This is a genomic window from Natronomonas sp. (assembly GCF_046483325.1).
GTDB lineage: Archaea > Halobacteriota > Halobacteria > Halobacteriales > Haloarculaceae > Natronomonas.
Map to the genome: position 1 here is coordinate 24484 of NZ_JAWODL010000023.1, position 21577 is coordinate 46060.

A 21577-nucleotide genomic window follows, 5' to 3' on the forward strand; every position below is an offset into this window, starting at 1 on the left:
AGACTTCGCTTCGACACTAGCCGCCACCATGTGGGCGGACTACGACGAACCCCCCCAACGGGCGGACGACGGACCGAAGATCGCGAATATGGCCGAAAGCTACTACCAGACGCTTATTTCACACAACATCGGCAGCCCGGTCGCGACCATGGCGACGGCGCGGTCGAGTCGCTCGCTCGCTCCGCGCGTTTTAGTTGGCCGCGTGAGGAGGGAGTCACAAACTCACAAAAGTATTAGTGTGTCAAGACAAGTCATGTGACATGGAACTTTACCGCAGGGAGATACAACAGGACGTCCGCGAACTGGGAGCTCTCGTGGGGGACGTGCTTTCCGAACAGTCGTCCGACGACGCCTTCGGAACGGTCGAGTCACTCCGCACGTCGGCCATCGACTATCGGAACGGCGATATCGACACTCGGGAGCCGATCGAAGAGAGATTGCGTCAACTCGAACCGAAACGAGAACTCGTCGTCGCACGCGCGTTTACTACCTACTTCGAACTGATCAACCTTGCAGAGGAGCGTGAACGGGTGCGTTCACTTCGCGAGCAGTCACAGGCGGGGAGTCCGGACGGCGGCTTGAAAGAAACCGCCCAGGTGCTCTCCGACATGGACGGGAAAGCCGTAGCTCGCGTGCTCGACGACGTGCTCATCGAACCGACGTTCACCGCACATCCGACCGAGGCACGGCGAAAGACGGTAAAGACCAAACTCCGGTCGGTTGCGACGATACTGGAAACGCTCGACGAACGCCTGTTGACCGACGACGAGGAGCGAAGCCTCGAACGCGAACTTGAGGCGGCAGTGACGAGTCTGTGGCAGACCTCTCAACTTCGGGATCGATCACCCGAACCGCTCGACGAAGTGTTGAACGTCCAGTGGTATCTGGAGAACGTCCTCTTCGACGTCGTCGGGGACGTATACGCCGAACTCGAAGAGGCAACAGATGAATCGCGATCGATCCCGAAGCTGTTCGAGTTCCGCTCGTGGGCCGGCAGCGATCGGGACGGAAATCCCCACGTTACACCGGAGGTGACCGAGGAGACGCTCGACAGACAGCGACACGTCATTGTGGGCAAATACCGCGAACGGCTCTCCTCACTTTCGAACGTCCTCAGCCAGGACGAGGCCGAACTCACGCTCGACGACTCGATGCGAGCGTCGCTCGCCGCGGACAAAGAGCGGCTACCGGCCGTCGCCGACGAGGCCGAAACGCGCTATCCGAACGAGCCGTACCGCCAGAAGGTACTGCTCATGTACGAACGGCTCGATCGGGTCGGCGACGTCCGTCCGGGTGGGTACGATGACGTCGAGGATTTGAAAGGCGATCTCGAATCGCTCGCGGCCGAGTTGCGGACGAACGATGGCGACTGTATCGCCGCCGCCCATCTCGATCCGCTGATACGGACCGTCGAAACGTTCGGTTTCAATCTGGCGAGTCTCGACCTTCGGGATCATCGTGAGAACCACACCGAGACGGTCGCGGAAGTTCTCGACCGACAGGGAATCGACTACGAAGGGATGGCCGAAAGCGAACGCACCGAGTTTCTCGCGGATGCGATTCTTCAGTCCCCCCCGCTGGTGGACGTCGACGACACCGACAGCATCTCACCGACGGCGACGCGGGTGCTCGATCGGTTCCGAGCGCTCGCCTCGTGGCACCGCGAATACGGCACCGACGCCGTCGATACGTACTGTATCAGCATGTGCGAAGAACCTTCACACGTCTTGGAGGTACTCTTTTTGGCAAGCGAAGCGGGTATCGTCGATGTCCCCGATTACAGCGGACTCGATATCGTCCCCCTGCTCGAAACCGAGTACGCCCTATCCGGAGCCCGTCGCATCATGGGTACGCTGTTCGAGAACGACGCCTACGCGGCTGCCCTCGATGCGCGTGGGAACACACAGGAGATCATGCTTGGATACTCCGATTCGAACAAGGAGAACGGCTATCTTGCCGCGCGGTGGTCGCTGTACCGCAACCAGAAACGGCTCGGTGAGATCACCGATGACTACGGCATCGAGATGCGGCTCTTTCACGGACGGGGCGGATCGATCTCGCGGGGCGGTGGGCCAATGAACGACGCACTGCTGTCGCTCCCACCCGAGACCGTTACCGGCGAGGTGAAGTTCACTGAACAGGGCGAAGCGATCGCCGAAAAGTACGCCAATCCGACGATCGCCACGCGTGAGCTCGAACAGATGCTCAACGCTCAGATCCGAGCTCGTTGCCGGGCACTCGACCACGATCGGAAGTCGATCGACGAAGAATGGCTGGCCGCCATGGAAACCGCGTCCGCCGCCGCCCGTGAGGAATACCGAGCGCTGCTTTCGGCCGACGGGTTTCTCGAGTACTTCTCGCAGGCGACGCCGATTTCGGTCATCGAAGACCTCAATCTCGGCTCCCGACCGGCCTCCCGAAGCGGTAAGCGCACGGTCGCAGATCTCCGGGCCATCCCGTGGGTGTTCGCATGGACGCAAACCCGGTGTCCCATCACCGGTTGGTATTCGCTGGCGACGGGGCTCGATGCGTATCTCGGTGAGGGGGGCGAGATCGAAACGCTTCGAGAGATGTATTGGGACTGGCCGTTCTTTCGGACGATGCTGGACAACGCGTCGCTGGCGCTGGCGCGAACTGACATGGAGATCGCGGCCGGATACGCGTCCCTGGCCGACGAAGAACCGAGGGAGCGGGTGTTCTCTCGGCTCCGGACGGAGTATCGGCGGGCGGTCGAACTTGTTCGCGAGATCACGGGACGGGAAACGCTCACGAAACGCGGCTGGCTGACCGAAAGTATCGACCATCGAAACCCGTACGTCGACCCGCTGAATCTCCTGCAGATCCAGCTGCTGGAACGGGACTCACGATCGGAGATCGAGGAACGCACGTTGCGGCTGACGGTGAAGGGTATCGCCGCCGGAATGAAGAACACGGGCTGAACTGCCGTTCGGGGTGGACGGTTATCGAGTCTCGGATGCGCCGCGTGGATCGTCGATAGGACTATGCACGTCCGCCCGGCCATCGTTGAGGGCGACCGAGTCACCGATCTCGACGAGCGTGATCGATCTGGGATACTCGAAGCTCCTGACGTGGTAGTGGAGGGCGGTCGGATCGGCCGTGAGCCGCTTCCACATGTCCCAGTGGCTCGGGAGCACCCGATCGAGTTCGAGGGCGTTCGCGGCCTCGATAAGCTGAGTTTCGTCGTTGTACCACTTCGTGCGCGTCGGCTCGTGCGTCTCCCTGTCGGGCATCATCCCGACGGTGCCGAACGCGAGCACGCCGAGATCGATGTTCTGCGAACGAGCGATCGACTCGAACGCCGGCGTGGGTTTCGAATCGCCACCGTGGAAGAACGTGCCGGCCTCGTGGTCGACGACGTAGGTCACCGGATGGGCGGCGTCGGGGTCGTTGGCGGGATGGACGGTGACGGTGAATTCGCCGAGGTCGATCCGGTCGCCTTCCCTGACCGTTTCGATCTGCGTATCGTCGACGTCGTAGTCCGCCGTCCAGCCTTCCGACTCCGTGACGGCGACGCTCTCGTCCGGCCCGTAGAAGGTCGCAGCGGTGTTCGCGAGGATCGGGGCCTGCGAGGGGCCGTGCGCGTGATCGACGTGTTCGTGTGTCGCGAACACCGCGTCGGCATCGAGGACGTCGTCCGGATCGAACGGGATCGGGAGCATCCTGATCGTGCGGGGCGGGTCGCCGGTCCCGAGGTAGGGGTCGATGAAGAGCGTCGTCCCGCCCGAGCCCTTGAGGACGACCCCGTTGCAGCCGAGATACCAGATCCGAACGCCATTGGGGGAGGCGTCCGCGATCGCCGTCGGGAGCCAATCGCCCCAGTCGCTTTCGATCGTCATCAGAGTTCGACCTCGGAGAAGTCGTAGTCGGACTTCGGACTCCAATCGGCATCGAGTACTACTGTACGCATGGATGGATCTGATTAGGGCACTCGACATAATTCTATGGGGAGAGCCCACTCACGTTGTGACGGTGACGTGGCTGAAGACGTTCACGGGATTATAAATACACCACCGAAGTAGGTCGCGAGGATGAATCGATCGCGGACTCCGAGTACATGTACGACCGGTTTCTACAGGAAGTCATCCAAGGAAGGGAAAACCACGTCGAAGAGCGGATCGAGTCGATTCGGACGTTAGCCGAGAACATGAGTGAGAGCGGCTTCCGTACCCGGTATGAACTCGGCGAGAAAGGCGAAGGCGAGCCGGTGTACACGGAATCGGCGACCGGGTGGGGTGTCGTGGTGAATATCGGACGGAACGGGGAGATCGTGTTCAGTAACTCGGCGCACCACCGGCTCGCGATGAGCAAACTACTGGATATCGAGAAGATTCCAACGGTCGTCGTGGTCCGTCACCAGCAGTGGGAAGACGTTCGAAAGGAGCTCCGGGCGGCAGGCTCGTACGAACAACTCGGAGCGATCGCGAAGGAGCATCTCGATCACCCCGACGTCGAGACCATCGTTCCGGAAGACCGGATAGACTAACGAATCGCGTCCCGCTTTTGACCCAGCATCGGCCACAACGGCACGAACGATCGGTCACCGTTCGTTCCGATCACGGGGCCGGCATGGTTCAGGAGCGCCGTTCGGACACGCTCGATCGACCGATATATCCGAAGCGACCCCGACGTGTCTGCCGGCCGTGATCTGGCTTCGTTTGGACTACACGAACGGGCGACGCCGGTGAACGCTCGGGGAGAGAGACGGGGACGAACGTATCTGACAAGCCATTCCGACATAGCCCATATATGTTTATCCAATGAGGATATATTGAAATACAGACAACGAACGCGTTCACCGGTCAGTTGAAACGTGTCCGCACGGCCATGGTAGACACGCAGTCGTTCGGTTCTCGCGGACGGAGATGATTCGAATGCGATGATTTAATACAACAATATTGATATTATTACTTTAGAACGCCACCACGGACGGGTGATATAACAAAATAGTAGTAAGATAAATGAAATGAAAAACAAATACATAACACCGCAACGTCGATTGGTACATAGATGATAACTAATAAAATTTATATTTTTAGAAAAGTATATGTTGAATTTAACTATTTTCTACAATTATTTTAAATGATACGTCTCATATGCGCTGATAAACATCTGGGCTATGGTTTAGTAGATGATAAGTCAAACTTTCAATTAATATATTGTACAGATAAGTGAGTGCCCTCGACGAACGGGGCCGCGTTTCCGCTCCAGAATGCGGTCGAGTGTCGCACGCACGACGGCGGACCTGACACGTCCCGGTCCGAATCGTCGGGCCCGAAGACGAGTTCGACAGCAGGACATCGGAGACGACACCCATCACGCTCGCGCGGACGACCACTGTTTCCGTCAATGGGGGTGGAAACACCTCGCTCAGGATAGCTGAAAACAGGAGACGGGTTCGCGCGGTTACTCCTCGACGAGGAACACGCGGGCCGGGGCCCCCTCGCCGTTCGCCAGGTTCATCGGCACGACCCACGTCGTGAACTCGTCCGGGAGGCCGTCGAGGTTGGCGACGTTCTCGACGATGACGCGGTCGTTCTCACACAGGGTGAAGTGATTCGGCATCCCGTGGTCGCCCGAGTCGATCGGCGTGTCGGTGATGAGCCCTTTCGCCCCGGATTCGACGACGAACTCCGAGACCTCCGGATCGTAGTAGGGGCTTTCGAGGTAGTAGCTCGGATCGTCGATGCACTTGTCGGCCCACCCGGTGTGGACGAACAGATAGTCGTCCTCCTCGATCGGCGACGTGAGCGCCTCCTCGATCGGGGCGAGCGGAATCTTCGTTTCGGGGTCGTCCCAGCCGTCGCCGCGGATGTCGGCGCGTTTCGTCGGTCGGACGAGTTCTTCGAGGTCGAGTTCGGCGATCGGTCGGCCGTCTGGATCGAAGTGGTACGGCGCGTCGAGGTGCGTCCCGACGTGCAGCGTCGTGGTCATGTAGTCGCTCTCGTAGCCGTGGGATTCGTCGTTTCGGACGACGCCACCCTGACGGAAACTCGGTAGTCCAGGGGGTACGGTCGTGTCCTCGTCAACCGGAATGCTGAGATCTCGGAACTCCATACGACACACGCGCGCTCCTCATACAAAAATCGGTCTATCGTGGCAATCGCCACCGGACACCGTACCGGCCGGTCCATGACGCTTCGGCACTCGGACACCCGTTGGGGATGGTCTGACGCGCGAACCCAAACAGTCAATAGCCGTGCGAATGCCCACTCGAGCAATGGGTATCCGTTCGAATCGGACGCTCGAAGCGGCACGAGTGTACTATCTGGTTCTTCTGGTTTCGCTTCTGTGGTTCATGGTGCAGTTTCTCCGATTCGTCTTCCCGCCGCTGTTCGAGACGTTCCAAGCGGTCTACGACATCTCGAACACCGAAACGGGACTGTTGTTCACCTCGATCATGCTCTCGTACTCGGCGGTGCAGTTTCCGTCCGGCATCCTCGGCGATCGGCTGGGGCTGCCGGCCGTGATCATCGGCGGAGCGGCGGTCTTCACCGGCGCGGCACTGTTGGCCGCGCTGAGTCCGACGTTTCTCGTCTTGACGCTCGCGGCGATGTCGATCGGCCTCGGAACCGGCCCGCACAAGACGGTCGCCATCCCGCTGCTCTCGCGGCGCTACACCGAACATCCGGGACGCGTGTTGGGCGTGATGGACACCGTCGGCCAGTTGGGCGGGATGACGGCTCCGCTCGTCGTGATAGCGCTGACGAGTGTGTTCGTCTGGCAAAGCGTCTTCGTACTCGGAGCGGCGGTCAGCGCTACGTTGGCGCTTTTGTTTTATCGGGCGGTCCGACGCGATCCCTCGCTCGACGTCGACCGGCCGTCGCCGAAGCGACGTGATTCGAAGGCCGATGGCGATGGGCCCTCGTACCGAGCGGTCTTCGCCGATCGACGGTTGCTCGCGTTCGTCCTCGTGACGGTGCTGTTTACGTTTACGTGGAACGGGGTGTCGTCGTTTTTACCGCTTTTTTTGGCCACAGAGAAGGGGATTCCAACGGGCACCGCAGGCGTTCTCTACAGCCTCCTATTCGCGATGACGTTCAGCCAGACGATTACCGGCGAGTTGGGCGATCGTGCCGGAAAGCTCACCGTTTCGGTCGCGCTGTTTGCGACCATGTCGGTCGGGATCGTGGCGCTGTTGACGGCGAATTCGATCGTCGCCCTCATCGGTGCGACGGTCGTGTTGGGTCTCGGCTTCCACGGCTTTCGGCCCGTCAGGGACGCCTATCTGATGGAGATAATTCCGAAGGGCGTCGGCGGTGGGACGCTCGGGGCGGTTCGAACATTCATGACCGGGATCGGCGCGTTGGCACCTGCGACGATCGGGGTCCTCTCGGACGCGGTCGGATTCGTTTCGGCGTTCGTATTTCTCGGCTGTACCACGGCTGTCGCGGGAGCGGTGACGTTGGTGCTCCGATGAGGGCTCCGGGACCGAGGGGCATCGGCGGGCCCCAGAACAGATTTACGTGTAGAAACGCATGTGGTTCGATATGAACGAACAATCGACGTCACGGACGGTCGGATCGGACCGGACGCTGTTCGGCATCCTCGAGGCGCTCGTAGAGCTCGACGGAGCGACGGTGACGGAACTCGCCGGCGAACTCGGCGTCGCAAAGAGCACCGTCCACCAGCACCTGGCGACGCTCTTCGAACTCGGCTACGTGGTCAAAGACGACGGTGAGTACAACGTCGGTCTCCGATTTCTAACGATCGGCGAGTACGCAAAAGAGAGACACGCAGCGGTGAAGCTCGTCCGACCGATGGTCGAGCAGTTGGCGGCAGAAACGGGCGAACGGGCCCAGTTTTTCGTCGAAGAACACGGGCAGGGGATCTACCTCCACACGGTGACGGGCGAACGAGCGGTTCAAGCAAACCGCCACACGGGCGAACTCCGGTATCTACACTCGAGCGCGGGTGGGAAGGCGATACTCGCCCGGATGGACGAGTCGGCGGTCGAGACGGTGCTCGACGAGCACGGGCTTCCCGCCGAAACCGAACGGACGATAACGGATCGGGAGACGCTGTTTTCGGAGCTCAAGTCGACCCGCGAACGTGGATACAGTATCAACAAAGAGGAGTCGATCACCGGGCTGTGGGCGATCGGCGTGCCGGTCGTCGTCGACGGAGAGATGGTGGGCGCGTTCAGCGTGTCGGGGCCCCGCCACCGGCTCGAGAACTCCGGTATCGACGAGGACCTCTCCCGTCTGCTGCTCGCGACTGCCAACGAACTCGAGATCAAACTCCAGTACGACGAATCGTAGCGGGCGAATCGTTGGATCGTCCTCAGCAGTCCGTTTCATCGGTATTTTTATCTCACGGCCTGCGAAGCTAGCCAGCATGAGTCAGACAGCAGCGCTCGCGAAGTTCGTAGCCGAGAGTTCCCTCGATGACGTGCCGGAGCCGGTCCGCGAAAAGGCGACCGAGGCGATCGCCGACCTCGTCGGGGTCGCGATATATGGATCACACCACGAGGTCGGCGAGAAGGTCGCCTCCTACGTCGAGACGGCGTCGCCGGGAACCGACGCGACCGTCCTCGGGCGCGGGACTGCGAGCCCGTCGGGCGCTGCGTTGGCGAACGGCTCGTTCGGCCACGCGGTCGATTTCGACGACACGTTCGAGTCGATCGTCCTCCACCCCACCTCACCAGTCTTTTGTGCCGCCCTGGCCGCCGCAGAGGCCGACGGAGCGACCGGCCGCGACGTACTCGAAGCGTACGTGCTCGGGATCGACGTCGCCTACCGGACTGGCCACGCGACGTATCCGAGCCACTATGATCACGGCTGGCACAGTACGGGAACGGTGGGTACGTTCGGCGCGACCGCCGCCGCTGCGTCCGTGTTCGACCTCTCGGCGGAGCGGATCCGACACGCGTTCGGGATCGCGGCCTCCGCGTCCTCGTCTTTGAAGAAGAATTTCGGGACGATGACGAAACCGCTTCACTCGGGACACGCCGCGCAGATGGGGGTTCGATCGGCGCTGCTCGCAGCCGAGGGGTTCACCGCAGATCGCGAGATCTTCGGAGGGAAATTGGGCTACGGTAACGTGATGACTCCCGGTGGCGAGTACGACCCCGACGAACTCACCGCGGGGTTCGACGGTGGATGGGCCGTCATGGATCTGGGCTACAAGCCGTATCCCTCGGGCGTCATCACACACGCGGCGATGGACGCGATGCGTGAGATCGTCGTCGAGAACGACCTCGATCCAGACGACGTCGAGTCGGTCACCGTCGCGCTCGACGAGGCCGCCTCGGAGATGCTCCACCACGAACGTCCCGCGACCGGCCTCGAAGCGAAGTTCTCGATCGAGTTCTGTCTCGCCGCGATCCTCAGGGAGCGCGATCCGGGCGTACACGAGTTCACGACCGGATACGTCACCGACGACGAAACCCGGAACCAGACCGCGAAGGTCTCGCGGGCGTTCGAGCCGAACCTCTTCGGCGGGAGCTTCGCGAACTACGCCGCCCGCGTATCGGTGACGACGCGGGACGGAACCGAACACGCCGTCGAGGAGAAGTACGCCCCTGGATCGCCGAACAACCCGTTATCGGAGGATCGACTCCGAGCGAAGTTCGACGAGTGTGCGGCCGCCGTCGTCAGCGACGAGGAGGCCAATACCGCCTACGACGCGATCCGATCGCTGGAAGAGGAGGGCTCGCTGGAACGACTGCTCGACGCCGTCGGGAACTGATGGGAGAGTATCGTAAGGTCCGTAGCTACCCGGCGACGAATCGAAAGAGACCGCCGAAAGGCGGGGGTAAGATCCTCGACCAGCGACGATTATCGCTATCAGGGTTCGACTCCGTGTCAGTGCCCCACGACTGAACCCGTGGGCATCCCCGTTGATTGTTCGTGAGCTGCGGTCGTGTGGCGTTCGGTCGTATCGAATCGTAATCTCACAGTACACCCGGCTTTGGCGGCGTCGAAACCCGCGTTGAACGGGCCGCAGTCTCGACGTGTGGAACCGTCCGTTTCGATCAGCCACAGCGAGTGGCGCAAAACGGCGCTGAGGAGGCGGGTGATGGACAGCCGTCGGGACACGGTCGAGCGCGACGCGAAAGCGGGAGAGTATTCGTCTTGAGCGAACACGTTGCCCGACAGCGTCCCTGGATACTAACAATCATAGTTTTGTTATGCCTTCGGGGGGCGAGAAACAGCAAATACGGAGACGATCGAGCTCCCACAGCGCCACGGTAGTTCGCCGCTGACGAACAGTTCTGGACACCGCCGTCGACGGCGATCGAATCTCGGCGCGTTCCGTATTCGGGACTGATATGTTATATATATAAATTTAATAGTATAATAAGTTACTTAGTACAAGATAAATTACAATATAGATTAATAAATATATTGTATTTATACGTGGATATATCCGGTTAAAATATTTTAAAATTAAGTTATTAAAATTTTTAATTGATATTATTAGTGAATATAGTACTAAACGAAATGAGCATATATTATATTTTTCAGATATAATATCTGTTATATATTAAATCTTATATTTAATGGCAGGTTCAGATCATCCGACGAGATCGCCTATCAACGGAGAACAGTTCGAAGAGGGAGGGTGGCGAAATCGATTGTAGTGGGATGCGCCCACAGAACTCTCCGACCGATTTATATTCGCGCTGGGAGCGTATCGGGTATGGCAACTGATCTACTGTTACCGATGGTATCGGAGATGGACGACGCCAAACTCGCGACCTGGGCGGAGGACCTGGGTTACGACGGCCTCTGGCTGGGCGAGTTGTGGGGCGCGAGTTCGATCGTCCGGTTGACAGAGATCGCTACAGCGACGGAGGGGATCGATCTTGGAACCGCGATCGCCAACGTCTTTTCGCGGACGCCCGCGCTGTTGGCGATGACCGCGGCTTCGCTCGACGACGTCTCCGGCGGACAGTTCCGACTCGGCGTCGGCACCTCGACGAAGAAGGCCATCGAGGACCTCCACGGCGCGGACTGGGACGACCCTAACCCCGTACGGCGGGCCCACGAGACGATCGAACTGACGAAGAAGTTCCTCGGCGACGAGGGGCGCGTCGAGTACGACGGCGAGATCTTCGACGTGCAGGATTTCCCATCTCTCGACACCGACGTGCCGGTGTACCACGCCGCGTTGGGGAAGGCAAACCGCCGCGTCGTCGCCCGTCTCGCCGACGGCTGGATCCCACACAACGTTCCGTTCCCACTCCTCGACGAGCAGTTCGAATACATCGAAGAACACGCCGAGCAGGCGGGCCGCGACGTGACGATCGACGTCGCCCCGTACGTGCCGAGCGCGGTCGCCGACGACTCCGAGACGGCCAAAGACGTCGTCCGAGGCCACATCGCATACTACGTCGGCAACGGGAAGGGCTACGAGAACGCGGTCGGCGAACTGTTCCCGGACGGGGCAAGCGCCGTCGCGGAAGCGTGGCGCGGCGGCGACCGCGGCGAGGCCGCCAACGCGGTCACCGACGAGATGGTCGAGGCACTCGGCGTCGCCGGCACGCCCGAGGAGGCGCGCGAGCAGTTCGACGCGATCGCCGACATCGACTGCGTGACGCGGCCGATGGTGACGCTACCGAGCAACGCCGACGAGGAGACCGTCGAGCGAACGATCGGAACGCTCGCTCCGGGAAGTTACTAGAACGAACCGTTCCCGATCCGGAGGTCCACTGCGGCTGTCGACGGACGTCCGACGACGTGACAGCACTGCTCCTGCTGTGTTTATGTCCTCACGAAACCATAATGGATCTACACTATGAGCCCAAAAGCACATATCGACCGAACCCACGAGCTCGCCGAAGCGGTCTTCTCGAACGTCCTCAACGGGCGCGAGACCAGCCGTCTCGACGAGTACTACGCCGCCGACTGTCGGTTCTACGGGATGACCGGGGCGGAGGCCATCGACATCGAGGAGTACGCCTCGTTCCTCGAGATATACTTCGAGGCCTTCCCCGACCTCATCTTCGAACTCGACGAGATAGTCGCCGAGGACGGGACGGTGGCCACGCGATGGACCGCCACGGGGACTCACGAGGGGCCTCTCATGGACATCGCTCCGACCGGCGAGTCGGTGAGCGTCTCCGGGATGTCGTTTCAGCACATCGAGGACGGTAAGATCACCGCGGTGTACAGCAACCAGGACATGCTCGGACTGCTCCGGCAGCTCGATGCGATCCCGGACTCGCCCGGGAAGGTCGTCCGACTGCTGGTCGGGCAGATGCGAAGCCGGCTCTCAAACCGCTAGCTCGAGGGGAGCCGACCGTGATACCACCGCTCTTCCGACGATGCCCCGACTGTGGACACCTCGCTCGGAGCCGCCGGTTCGCTCTCGTCGACGACGGGGGCCAGTATCTCGTCGAATGTCCGCGGTGTGGACACCGATTCGAGCCGATCGAGAATCCATGGCTGAACTGAGCGGGGCGGTACACCGCCCTGCTCGGCGATCGGCATCGATTAGTTTCGCCGTTTCGCAGTGACCTCTATGCACCCGACAGTCGAGGAATTCCGTCGCCAAGCGACCGAGCGGTACGGATACAGTGGCGAAATCCGCGAGTTCGAGACTGGGACCAAAACCGCACAGGCGGCGGCAGAGGCGCTCTGCTGTGAACGCGGACAGATCATCAAGAGCATGATTATGCGAGTCGACGACGAGTTCGTCCTCGTGCTGACGAGCGGTGACCACCGCGTCGACGAGACGGCGCTCGCCGAGGCGTGCGGCGTCGATCCGAGCGACGTAGCGACGGCGAGCAGCGACGAAGTGAAAGCAGTGACCGGCTGGAGTATCGGGGGCGTCCCGCCGTTCTGTTACGAGCGGGACATCGCGGCGCTCGCCGATCCGACGCTGCGATCGTACGACGAGCTCTGGGGGGCCGCGGGCACGCCCAACGCGATGCTGGCGGTGCCGGCGGCCGAACTCGTCGAGTTCACCGATCCGCGGTTCGTCGACGTGCACGCGTGACGCTCAAGCCGAATCCGCGAGATCGAGGGCGGCGTTGGCCAGCGTGTTTGCCGAGGCATAACAGTCGTCCCAGCTGGTGTACTCCGCTTCGTTGTGGCTTTTCCCGTCTTCGCTGACCGCGAACACCATACTCGTATCACAGACGCTCGTCATGTGCGTCGCGTCGTGACCGGCACCGCTGAAGATGCGCATGCTGTCGTAGCCGAGGTCGTCAGCCGCCGACTGAACGGCATCGACGCACTTCTCGGAGAAGTCAACACTGGAGACGTCCATCCGCTGTTCCCACTCCCAGTCGACGCCCTCGCGCTCGGCGGCCGTTTCCGCTTCCATGAGGACGCGGTCGACCGCCTCCTCGATGATCTCGTCGTTCGGGTCGCGGAAGCCCCAGGTGAACGTCACCTCCTCGGGAATAATGTTGATCGAGTTGGGCTTGGCGTCGATGTATCCGACCGTCCCGACCGTCCGGTCGCCGAGCGTCGAGGGGATTCGTCGGATCTGCGTGATGACGTCGGCCGCGGCGACGAGCGCGTCCTTGCGGTAGTGCATCGGCGTCGGCCCGGAGTGATCGGCCTCGCCGTAATAAGTGATGGCACCCCAGTTGAAACCGACGATACCCGTCACGACGCCGACGTCCTTGCCGTTCTCCTCGAGGTACGGCCCCTGTTCGACGTGTAGCTCCAAGTACGCCTCGTAGTCGTCCTGCGGTTCGGCCGGAACGTCACCCTTGTAACCGATGCGTTCGAGTTCCTCTTCGAGGCTGGTACCGTCCTCGTCAGTCTTGGCGTACTCCTCCTCGATATCGTGTGCTCCCGCCCAAACGCCTGACCCCTGCATTGCGGGCTGAAAACGCGATCCCTCCTCGTTCGTCCAGTTGACGATTTCGATCGGATGGGCCGTCTCGATCCCCTCGTCGTCGAGCGTCCGGAGCAGCTCCAACACCGAGATGACGCCGAGCGCACCGTCGTAGATACCGCCGTAGGGTTGGGAGTCGAGGTGTGAACCGATCATGACCGGATCGGCGCTCGGGTCGGTGCCCGACCGGCGCGCGAACATGTTGCCAAACGCGTCGACGCGGACGTCCAGTCCCAGTTGCTCGAGTTGTTCGGTAAACCAGTCGCGTACCGCTTTGTCCTCGTCGGAGAGCGCGAGCCGGTGGAGGCCGCCGTTTTCCGTTCCACCGATCTCCGCCTGTTCTTTCATCGTAGATACAAATCGCTCCTTGTCGAGTTGGACACGCATACATACGAGTTTTAGATACACTCTTATTAACTTTTGTTCCGGTGCAAACACGTCGCTTCCGGTCGACTGTCCAGGTCGCCAACGTGAAAAAAACTCCCGCGAGGAATATCTGACGACGGTTACGACTCGTCCGGCCACCGCTCGATGTAGATCGTCTTGTCAGTGTAGAAATGAATCATGTCCTCACCCTGTGCGTGGAGGTCACCGAAGAACGAGTCCTTTCGGCCGCCGAAGTGGAAAAAGGCCATCGGAGCGGCGGTGCCCGCGTTGACCGCGACGTTCCCGACGTCGGCCTGGTGACGGAACTTGCGCGCGTCGGAGCCGCGACCGGTGAAGAGACTCGCCGCGTTCCCGAAGTCGCTGCGGTTCATCACGTCGATGGCCTCGTCGATACCCTCGACGGGCAGCAGACCCATCACCGGTCCGAATATCTCCTCTCTCGCGATCCGCATGTCCGGGTCGACATCGCCGAAGACGGTCGGAGCGAGGAAGTTCCCGCCTTCGTACCCCGGCACGTCGACGTCGCGACCGTCCAGCAGGAGTTCGGCACCCTCGTCGATGCCGCTGGCGATGAACTCGCGTACCCGCTCCTCGTGTTCGGGACTGATGAGCGCGCCGATGTCCGTCCCATCGTCCAGGCCGTCACCGACGACTTTCGATCCCGCTTCCTCGAGTACGAGCTCGACGAACTCGTCGTAGACGGACGCCTCGACGAGAATATTGTCGTTGGCGAGACAGCGCTCGCCGCCGCAGGCGAGCGCGGAAGACACCGTCTTCTGGGCCGCGAAGTCCAGGTTGGCCGTCTCGGTGACGATGACGTGGTTCTTCGCGCCGCCCTGGGCCTGCACGCGCTTGCCGTTTTTCGCCGCGCGCTCGTAGATCGCTTTGGCGACCGGGGTGCTCCCGACGAACGACGCGCCCGCGATACCGTCGTGGTCGAGGAGACCGTTGACCGTGTCGACGCTCCCGTGAACGAGCTGGACGACACCGTCCGGAAAGCCGGCCTGATCGATGAGTTCGAAGATGCGCTGGGCGACGACCGGATCCTGTTCGCTCGGCTTCAGAATGAACGCGTTTCCGGTCGCGACCGCGTACGGAAGGAACCACAGCGGGATCATCCCCGGGAAATTGAACGGCGTGATTGCGGTGAAGACGCCGAGGGGTTTCCGAACCGCCGTCTCGTCGATTTCGGGGGCGGCGTTGGGGAGATGCCCCGCCTGCATCATCGACGGGATCCCGCAGGCGACCTCGACGTTCTCGATACCACGGCGGAGTTCGCCGCTGGCCTCGCCGCGCGTCTTGCCGTGTTCGCGAACGAGCACCTCGGCGAGTTCATCCTGGTGTGCTTCGAGCAACTGTTTGAGTTCGAAAAGCGGCTGGATGCGCTCCTCCACGGCGGTGGTACTCCAGGTCTCGAACGCGTCCTGCCCGGCTTCGACTGCGGTGTCGATGTCGCTTTCGGAACTGAAACCGACGTGCGAGAGCGTCTCGCCCGTCGCCGGGTTGACGATATCCCGTCCGCCGTCGCCGGTCGGTGACTGCCACTCGCCGTCAATGTAGTTCTGCACGTCCTCCCACGGGGGGACAGTATTCAGCGTCATACTTTGAAGACAGACACTTCGCGTTAATAAGTTTTTGTTATGATTTCCGACTATATCGGCATAATCGAAATTCTATCCCCAATAGGAGAACGATCATAGAACACCGTACGACAGATTGCCAGCACAGGAGAAGATTGACCAATTTTAATAGTGTACCAAGTCGCGCCGTCGGCGACAACGGCGAACCAACCGCTCGTATCGTCGTACCCGCTTTTGTATAGGGCACTCGCAACCTCACGACGCCGGTTCCGGGGAAAGACAGCGGACTCGAACGGTTTGTTTCGGGTCGGAGTGGAAAACGGGGCGGCTACCGGGAACCCGAACTCACTCGTTCATCGCAGAGTCGGAGATCTCAAGCGCCTCGTCAAGTGCCTCGACAGCCTCGTCGACCTCGGCTTTACCGATGGTCAGCGGCGGCGTGACGACGATCGTGTTGACCGAGGTGTAAAAGTAGACGCCGTTCTCGAGCGCGTGTGCACCGACTTCGTCGAGGACCGTTTTTTTGCTAGATACCTTGTCGCTGCGCTTTTCGAACGGAACACGTTTCTCCTCGCTCCGGGTTAATTCAAGGCCCTGATGGAGGCCAATGCCCCGTCGCTCACCGACACTCGGGTGTCGCTCGGCGAGTGACTCCAGTTCGGAGCGCAGGTATTCGCCGACTTCACGCGCGTTCTCGACGAGGCCCTCCTCCTCGTAGGTCTCGATGGCTGCGACACCGGCGGCACAGGCAGTCGGGTGACCGGCGAACGTGTGGCCGTGGTTGAGCAGGTTGTCCTCGAAATACTCACCGATCTCCTCGGTGACCGTCGTCGCAGCCAGCGGCTGATACGATCCCGTCAGCCCTTTTGCCATCGTAATAATGTCGGGCTCGGCCTCATACAGCGTCGAGGCGAACCACTCGCCGGTGCGGCCAAATCCGGTCATTACCTCGTCGCAGATGAGCAATGCGCCGTGGTCGTGTGCGATCTCCTGCAGTCTCGGCAAGTAGTCGTCCGGCGGCGTCAATACGCCGTTGGAACCGACGAGCGGTTCGACCAACACGGCTGCGACGGTTCCGCCTTCGAGTCCGAGCATCTCGTCGATGTATTCCAGGCTTTCGTCGGGATCCAGACTCGACCCATAGGCGTACGGATCCGGTCCTTTCACCATACCTGGCACTTCGGGGTGGATCTCGGGACCCTGAGCGACGCGCCGGGGATCGCCCGAGGCGGACAGCGACGCGGCGGTCGCACCGTGATACGAGCGGTACCGTGAGAGGATCTTGTGCTTCCCGGTGTAGGCACGTGCGATCTTGAAGGCCACCTCGTTGGCCTCGGTGCCGCTCGTCGAATAAAACGTCTTTTTGAGCGAGCCGGGGGTGATTTCGGCGATTTTCTCCGAAAGGCGCGCCCGTGGCTCCGTCGACCAACCGGGGTTTACGTACGGTACGGTTCGAATCTGTTCGGCGACCGCATCGCAGACGCGCTCGGCGTCGTATCCGAGGCTCGTACAGACGTACTGGCTGCTGAAGTCGAGAATGGAATGGCCGTCCGCGGTCACGATCCGAGGCCCCACCGTATCGGCGATCTCGGTCGGGTTGAAGTCCCGCTGACGCGTCCAGGTACCGAGCGTGTACTCGCGGTCGAGCTGTTCGATTTCGTTTTTTTCCGATTGTTGAGTCGCCATGTCGGTATATTGTAAGGAACGGCTAAGAAACTTTTGTATAATGTCCTGGTTGATCCTCGAATCATCCCTCTCCGTTCAGACGACGCCCGTAGAACCCGGAATACGTTTTAATATACGAATGAAAACGTCACGGGCGGCCCGCGGTTTTACCGAGTGCAGGGAGAATGCCCCGGGGCTTGACCCCAAGGTACGTCACCTGATACAGTACGCGGTCGAACCGTGATCGAACGAAAACCAGAGGAGGGTCGGCGGGACCGGGGCGCAGATTCACCGACGCAAACCGCCGACGAGTAACTCGACGTTTCGGAGCAGCTAATGTGTTGAATCTCGGCCACTCCGGGATAAAAGTCGCCGTCAAGACAGCCCGGTGGCTCAAAGACGTCCAACTCACTCGCAGGGCCGACGACGATATCGATTGAAAACCGCTGTTTGAAGGGCGAGCAACTGGTTGATACCCTATGAGCGAGACACGACAGACGATTCGGGAACTCGACGAAACTGATCTTTCGATCCTCGAACGCGTCGAAGACGACTTCGACGTGAGTCTCGAGACCCTGGCCGAGGAACTCGACCTTTCGAAGTCCGCAGTGCACTATCGGTTGAGCAATCTCAAAGAAAGCGGAGTCATCCAGGGGATCACGGCCGACGTCGATCCGCTCGCGTTCGGGCTCGAACTCGTCGCCATCACGGACGTCTCCGTGACCCACGAAGCCGGCTACTCGGAGGAGCTCGGCACGGAGCTGATGTCGCTGCGAGGCGTCGAGCAGGTGTACTACACGATGGGTGACGTCGACTTCGTCGTTATCAGTCGCATCCAGACGCGCGACCAACTGAACGATCTGATCAACCGCATCGTCGCCGTCGAGGGCGTCAACGAGACGTCCTCCAAATTCGTGATGGAGGAGTTCGACAACGAACGAAAAGTGATCGACAACCTCACCGAGCAGGCCCGGGAGACGGTACTCGAACCGTCCGGCTAGGTCACTCCGGTGAGGCCTTCGCGGCCGCGACAGCGTCGATGACGTCCTCCATGTTGTCGGTCAACGGATAGACGACCGGTTCGCTACAGCCCGCCTCGCAGTAATCGCGGAGCCGTTCGATGACGTCGTCTTTCGTACCCGTCGCGACGATGTTCCGGACGACGTCGTCCGGAACGTGTTCCGCTGCGCGTTCGATATCCGCCGCTGTCGCCGGCCAGTCGAGTTCCTCTTTCACGAGTTGGGCGTTCTCCTCGGAGATCCCCGACGCCTTCGTGATATGGGGCTGCTGGCCGATATACTGGGTCGCGAGTCCCCGGGCCTCGTCGAGTGCGACGTCCACATCCTCGTCCATCGATACCGCGATGAGCTGTGGTCGATCGACGTCGTCCATCGACCCGTCCTGTTTTTCCACCCCTTTTTTCAGGCGTTCCAGCCCTTTGATGTTGTGCTCCGGTGGTATCAGGTAGTTCATGAAGATGCCCGAGACGATACCGTTCCCGACGAGTTCGCCCGTCATTTGGTGCATCGTCTCGCCGGTGGCACCGATGTAAATAGGGACGTCCCGGGGGTCGGCGTCGGAGCGAACGAGGTCGAGTTCGATGTCCTCGACTTGAATCTCGCTCCCGTCGTAGGTCACGTTCTCCAGATCGAGGAGTTTCCGGAGCACCGTGCAGTACTCCCACATGTGTCGGAGGGGGTTGCCGCGGTCGATCCCTACCTTGCTGGCGAGTGGGTCCCACCACGCTCCGATACCGAGTTTCATGCGGCTGTCGGAGAGTTCGTCGAGGGTCGAGAACGTCTGCGCCATCAGTGCGACGTTGCGGGTGTAACAGTTCGTCACTCCGGGGGCGAGGTCGATCTCGTCTGTGACCTGCGTGTACGCACCGAGAACGGTCATCGCATCGCGGACGAGCCGCGATTCCCCCTGCCAGACGGAGTCCAGCCCCGCCTCCTCGGCGTACTGTGCGTAGTGAAGTTCGTCTTCGATAGACGGCCGTTCCCAGTTCCAGATACCGGCGCGGGTGAATTCGCGGTCGAAGGACATCAGTAGCCCTCCGTCGTCGCGGAATCGATTAAATAGCCCACCCTATTGGAGGCGTTTATTGTTCGCATACTCCGAGAATTTCGGACACGTATTGTATAAATGTATGGGTGGTTTCCCGACGAGTTCGGACTCCGTGCCGTCGACTAGCGCCATCACCTCATCGTCGACCTCGTAGACTGGCCGCGACCGGACCGGGCGAACGGATACTGTTGACCCGACAGCACACCCATTTTTGTAGTAGTGTGTCAAAATGGAACCAAAGCAATGTCAAGCACACCCAACCAGAGTGACATCCGCATCGGCGTCGACGTCGGTGGAACGAACACCGACGTCCTGCTCGTCGACGGAACGGAGACGCACACGTACAAAGTACCCACGACTGACGATCCGTCTGAATCGACGGTTCAAGGGGTCGCTGAGGTCTGCGAAGAGGCCGACGTCGACCCCGGTTCGGTCGGGCAGATACTTCACGGCACGACCGTTGCAACGAACGCGCTCATAGAGTATGAGGGTGCGACCACCGGTATGCTGACGACGGCGGGCTTCCGGGACGTCATCCACATCGGTCGACACCGGAAACCGCACAACTTCTCGCTCCAACAGACGGTCCCGTGGCAGGAGCGCCCGATCGTCGAACGCCGCCATCGAAAGGAGATCCCCGAGCGCATCCAACCACCCGGCGAGACGGTGACGCCGCTCGACGAGGACGCCGTCCTGGAGGCGACGGCAGAACTCGTCGCGGATGGGGTAGAATCCGTCGCAGTCTGTTATCTCCATTCGTATATCGACCCGACACACGAACGGCGAACCAAGGAGCTCATCGAAGCGGAGTTTCCGGAGCTGTCGGTGTCGACGTCGAGCGGCGTCGTCGCGCAGTTCAGGGAGTTCGAACGCTTTACCACCACGGCCATAAACGCGCGGCTCGAGCCGGTGATGTCGACGTATCTCGAACGCCTCCGCGACCAACTCACCGATCGAGGCTTCGATTCAGAAGTGCTGGTGATGCAGTCGAACGGCGGCCTCGCGAGTTTAGAACAGGTGCGACGGATGCCGGTGACGACGCTCGTCTCCGGGCCGGCGGCGGGCGTGCTCTCGGCGGAGTTCGAAGGGCAACACGCGTCCGAAGACCGACTCATCGCGCTTGACATGGGCGGGACGAGCGCGGACATCTCGGTCTATCCGGGGCGCGTGCTCGAGCGCGACCCGCGAGACAGCAAGGTCGGCGGCTACCCGACCATCGTTCCGATGCTCGACATCGAGACCATCGGGAGCGGCGGCGGCTCGATCGCGTGGCTCGACCGCGCGAAGGGGTTCAACGTCGGGCCGAAAAGCGCCGGGGCCGATCCCGGCCCGGCCTGCTACGACAGGGGCAACGACCAGCCGACGGTGACCGACGCGCAGGTCGTCCTGGGACGTATCGACCCAGAGACGTTCCTCGGCGGCGATCTCGACATCAAGCCCGCCCGGTCGCGAGAAGCCATTCGGAAGTATCTCTGTGATCCCCTCGATCAGGAACGCTTCGCCACTCCCGAGCGGGCCGCGCTGGCGGTACTGGAACTGGCGACGGTCAACATGTATCGCGCCATCCGCGAACAGACCGTCCAGCGCGGGTACGACCCGCGGGAGTACACCATGGTGGCCTTCGGCGGTGCCGGGCCGATGCACGCCGCGGACATCGCCGACGAACTCGACGCGTCGAAGGTGCTCGTCCCGCCGTCACCGGGGATCGCCTCGGCCCGGGGATTGCTTACCGCCGACGTGCAGTACGATTACCAGGTGACGCTCAGCCGCGACATCACCGACGTGGACGGCGACACCGTCGACGAACGGTTCGACGAACTCGAACGACGCGGCCGCGAACAACTGGAACGCGACGAGATCCCCCCGGAGACGATGGCGTTCGAGCGTTCCGTCGACTGTCTCTACGAGGGACAGGGCTACGAACTCAACGTCGCCTTCGACGGAACGGACGGCGACTGGCAACAGCGCATCCGCGAACGCTTCGAGGCGAAACACGAGGCCGAATACGGCCACTACTTCGAGGCGGATCCGGTCGAACTGCTCAACCTCCGGGTCAGTTCTGT

At 61.1% G+C, this 21577-nt stretch carries 16 protein-coding genes; 10 read left to right on the forward strand and 6 right to left on the reverse strand.

All coding sequences use genetic code 11. The annotated features are described in order from the left end of the window. Positions 1–260 precede the first annotated feature (260 nt). The gene (gene ppc, locus R6U53_RS07405) at positions 261–2939 is read left to right on the forward strand and encodes a phosphoenolpyruvate carboxylase (protein ID WP_410321724.1); all 2679 of its coding nucleotides are present in this window, start codon (positions 261–263) and stop codon (positions 2937–2939) included. A gap of 21 nt (positions 2940–2960) precedes the next feature. On the opposite strand, the gene R6U53_RS07410 is transcribed toward ppc, so the two are convergent. Further along, positions 2961–3857, reverse strand: coding sequence for an MBL fold metallo-hydrolase (locus R6U53_RS07410; protein WP_410321725.1), 897 nt, complete (start codon positions 3855–3857; stop codon positions 2961–2963). 218 nt (positions 3858–4075) lie between these two features. Here R6U53_RS07410 and R6U53_RS07415 point away from each other — a divergent pair, with 218 nt between their 5' ends. Continuing rightward, positions 4076–4504, forward strand: a complete 429-nt coding sequence (locus R6U53_RS07415) for a hypothetical protein (RefSeq protein ID WP_410321726.1) — start codon at positions 4076–4078, stop codon at positions 4502–4504. Between the two features lie 920 nt (positions 4505–5424). Here R6U53_RS07415 and R6U53_RS07420 read toward each other — a convergent pair. After that, positions 5425–6075, reverse strand: a complete 651-nt coding sequence (locus tag R6U53_RS07420) for a cyclase family protein (RefSeq protein WP_410321727.1) — start codon at positions 6073–6075, stop codon at positions 5425–5427. Between the two features lie 163 nt (positions 6076–6238). Between R6U53_RS07420 and R6U53_RS07425 the strand changes: the two genes are divergently transcribed. The 6 genes from R6U53_RS07425 (at position 6239) to R6U53_RS07450 (ending at position 12963) form a co-directional block, all read left to right on the forward strand. Next, entirely contained in the window at positions 6239–7438 is a 1200-nt protein-coding gene (locus tag R6U53_RS07425) for an MFS transporter (protein ID WP_410321728.1), read from the forward strand. Between the two features lie 70 nt (positions 7439–7508). Beyond that, on the forward strand, positions 7509–8279 hold the full coding sequence (locus R6U53_RS07430) for an IclR family transcriptional regulator (RefSeq protein WP_410321729.1): 771 nt from the start codon (positions 7509–7511) through the stop codon (positions 8277–8279). A gap of 76 nt (positions 8280–8355) precedes the next feature. Beyond that, complete coding sequence (locus R6U53_RS07435; RefSeq protein WP_410321730.1) at positions 8356–9708, forward strand: MmgE/PrpD family protein; 1353 nt, start codon at positions 8356–8358, stop codon at positions 9706–9708. Positions 9709–10662: 954 nt separating this feature from the next. Further along, positions 10663–11646 carry an LLM class flavin-dependent oxidoreductase gene (locus R6U53_RS07440; RefSeq protein WP_410321731.1) on the forward strand — a complete coding sequence of 328 codons (984 nt, stop codon included), beginning with the start codon at positions 10663–10665 and terminating at the stop codon, positions 11644–11646. 114 nt (positions 11647–11760) lie between these two features. Then, positions 11761–12249 carry an ester cyclase gene (locus R6U53_RS07445; protein WP_410321732.1) on the forward strand — a complete coding sequence of 163 codons (489 nt, stop codon included), beginning with the start codon at positions 11761–11763 and terminating at the stop codon, positions 12247–12249. 237 nt (positions 12250–12486) lie between these two features. Beyond that, on the forward strand, positions 12487–12963 hold the full coding sequence (locus R6U53_RS07450) for a YbaK/EbsC family protein (protein ID WP_410321733.1): 477 nt from the start codon (positions 12487–12489) through the stop codon (positions 12961–12963). A gap of 3 nt (positions 12964–12966) precedes the next feature. On the opposite strand, the gene R6U53_RS07455 is transcribed toward R6U53_RS07450, so the two are convergent. The 3 genes from R6U53_RS07455 to R6U53_RS07465 all read right to left on the reverse strand — a co-directional run bounded on the left by R6U53_RS07455 (position 12967) and on the right by R6U53_RS07465 (position 17468). Beyond that, entirely contained in the window at positions 12967–14202 is a 1236-nt protein-coding gene (locus R6U53_RS07455) for a Zn-dependent hydrolase (protein ID WP_410321734.1), read from the reverse strand. Between the two features lie 119 nt (positions 14203–14321). After that, entirely contained in the window at positions 14322–15803 is a 1482-nt protein-coding gene (locus tag R6U53_RS07460) for a CoA-acylating methylmalonate-semialdehyde dehydrogenase (protein ID WP_410321735.1), read from the reverse strand. Between the two features lie 324 nt (positions 15804–16127). Further along, positions 16128–17468: an aspartate aminotransferase family protein gene (locus R6U53_RS07465; RefSeq protein ID WP_410321736.1), complete on the reverse strand. Its 1341-nt coding sequence runs from the start codon at positions 17466–17468 to the stop codon at positions 16128–16130. Between the two features lie 458 nt (positions 17469–17926). On the opposite strand from R6U53_RS07465, the gene R6U53_RS07470 reads away from it, so the two are divergent. After that, on the forward strand, positions 17927–18448 hold the full coding sequence (locus R6U53_RS07470) for an Lrp/AsnC family transcriptional regulator (RefSeq protein WP_410321737.1): 522 nt from the start codon (positions 17927–17929) through the stop codon (positions 18446–18448). Position 18449: 1 nt separating this feature from the next. Here the strand turns inward: R6U53_RS07470 and R6U53_RS07475 are convergent, their stop codons facing one another. Continuing rightward, complete coding sequence (locus R6U53_RS07475; RefSeq protein WP_410321738.1) at positions 18450–19493, reverse strand: LLM class flavin-dependent oxidoreductase; 1044 nt, start codon at positions 19491–19493, stop codon at positions 18450–18452. Between the two features lie 264 nt (positions 19494–19757). Here R6U53_RS07475 and R6U53_RS07480 point away from each other — a divergent pair. Continuing rightward, on the forward strand, positions 19758–21577 hold a 1820-nt coding region (locus tag R6U53_RS07480), incomplete at its 3' end, for a hydantoinase/oxoprolinase family protein (RefSeq protein ID WP_410321739.1).

What these genes read in the sequence shown, in the direction of transcription:
- R6U53_RS07465 (WP_410321736.1), bottom strand. Translation starts at nt 17,468, where the DNA reads ATGGCGACTCAACAATCGGAAAAAAACGAAATCGAACAGCTCGACCGC.
- R6U53_RS07425 (WP_410321728.1), top strand. Translation starts at nt 6,239, where the DNA reads ATGGGTATCCGTTCGAATCGGACGCTCGAAGCGGCACGAGTGTACTAT.
- ppc (WP_410321724.1), top strand. Translation starts at nt 261, where the DNA reads ATGGAACTTTACCGCAGGGAGATACAACAGGACGTCCGCGAACTGGGA.
- R6U53_RS07470 (WP_410321737.1), top strand. Translation starts at nt 17,927, where the DNA reads ATGAGCGAGACACGACAGACGATTCGGGAACTCGACGAAACTGATCTT.
- R6U53_RS07455 (WP_410321734.1), bottom strand. Translation starts at nt 14,202, where the DNA reads ATGCGTGTCCAACTCGACAAGGAGCGATTTGTATCTACGATGAAAGAA.
- R6U53_RS07460 (WP_410321735.1), bottom strand. Translation starts at nt 15,803, where the DNA reads ATGACGCTGAATACTGTCCCCCCGTGGGAGGACGTGCAGAACTACATT.
- R6U53_RS07450 (WP_410321733.1), top strand. Translation starts at nt 12,487, where the DNA reads ATGCACCCGACAGTCGAGGAATTCCGTCGCCAAGCGACCGAGCGGTAC.
- R6U53_RS07415 (WP_410321726.1), top strand. Translation starts at nt 4,076, where the DNA reads ATGTACGACCGGTTTCTACAGGAAGTCATCCAAGGAAGGGAAAACCAC.
- R6U53_RS07445 (WP_410321732.1), top strand. Translation starts at nt 11,761, where the DNA reads ATGAGCCCAAAAGCACATATCGACCGAACCCACGAGCTCGCCGAAGCG.
- R6U53_RS07430 (WP_410321729.1), top strand. Translation starts at nt 7,509, where the DNA reads ATGAACGAACAATCGACGTCACGGACGGTCGGATCGGACCGGACGCTG.
- R6U53_RS07420 (WP_410321727.1), bottom strand. Translation starts at nt 6,075, where the DNA reads ATGGAGTTCCGAGATCTCAGCATTCCGGTTGACGAGGACACGACCGTA.
- R6U53_RS07435 (WP_410321730.1), top strand. Translation starts at nt 8,356, where the DNA reads ATGAGTCAGACAGCAGCGCTCGCGAAGTTCGTAGCCGAGAGTTCCCTC.
- R6U53_RS07440 (WP_410321731.1), top strand. Translation starts at nt 10,663, where the DNA reads ATGGCAACTGATCTACTGTTACCGATGGTATCGGAGATGGACGACGCC.
- R6U53_RS07410 (WP_410321725.1), bottom strand. Translation starts at nt 3,857, where the DNA reads ATGACGATCGAAAGCGACTGGGGCGATTGGCTCCCGACGGCGATCGCG.
- R6U53_RS07475 (WP_410321738.1), bottom strand. Translation starts at nt 19,493, where the DNA reads ATGTCCTTCGACCGCGAATTCACCCGCGCCGGTATCTGGAACTGGGAA.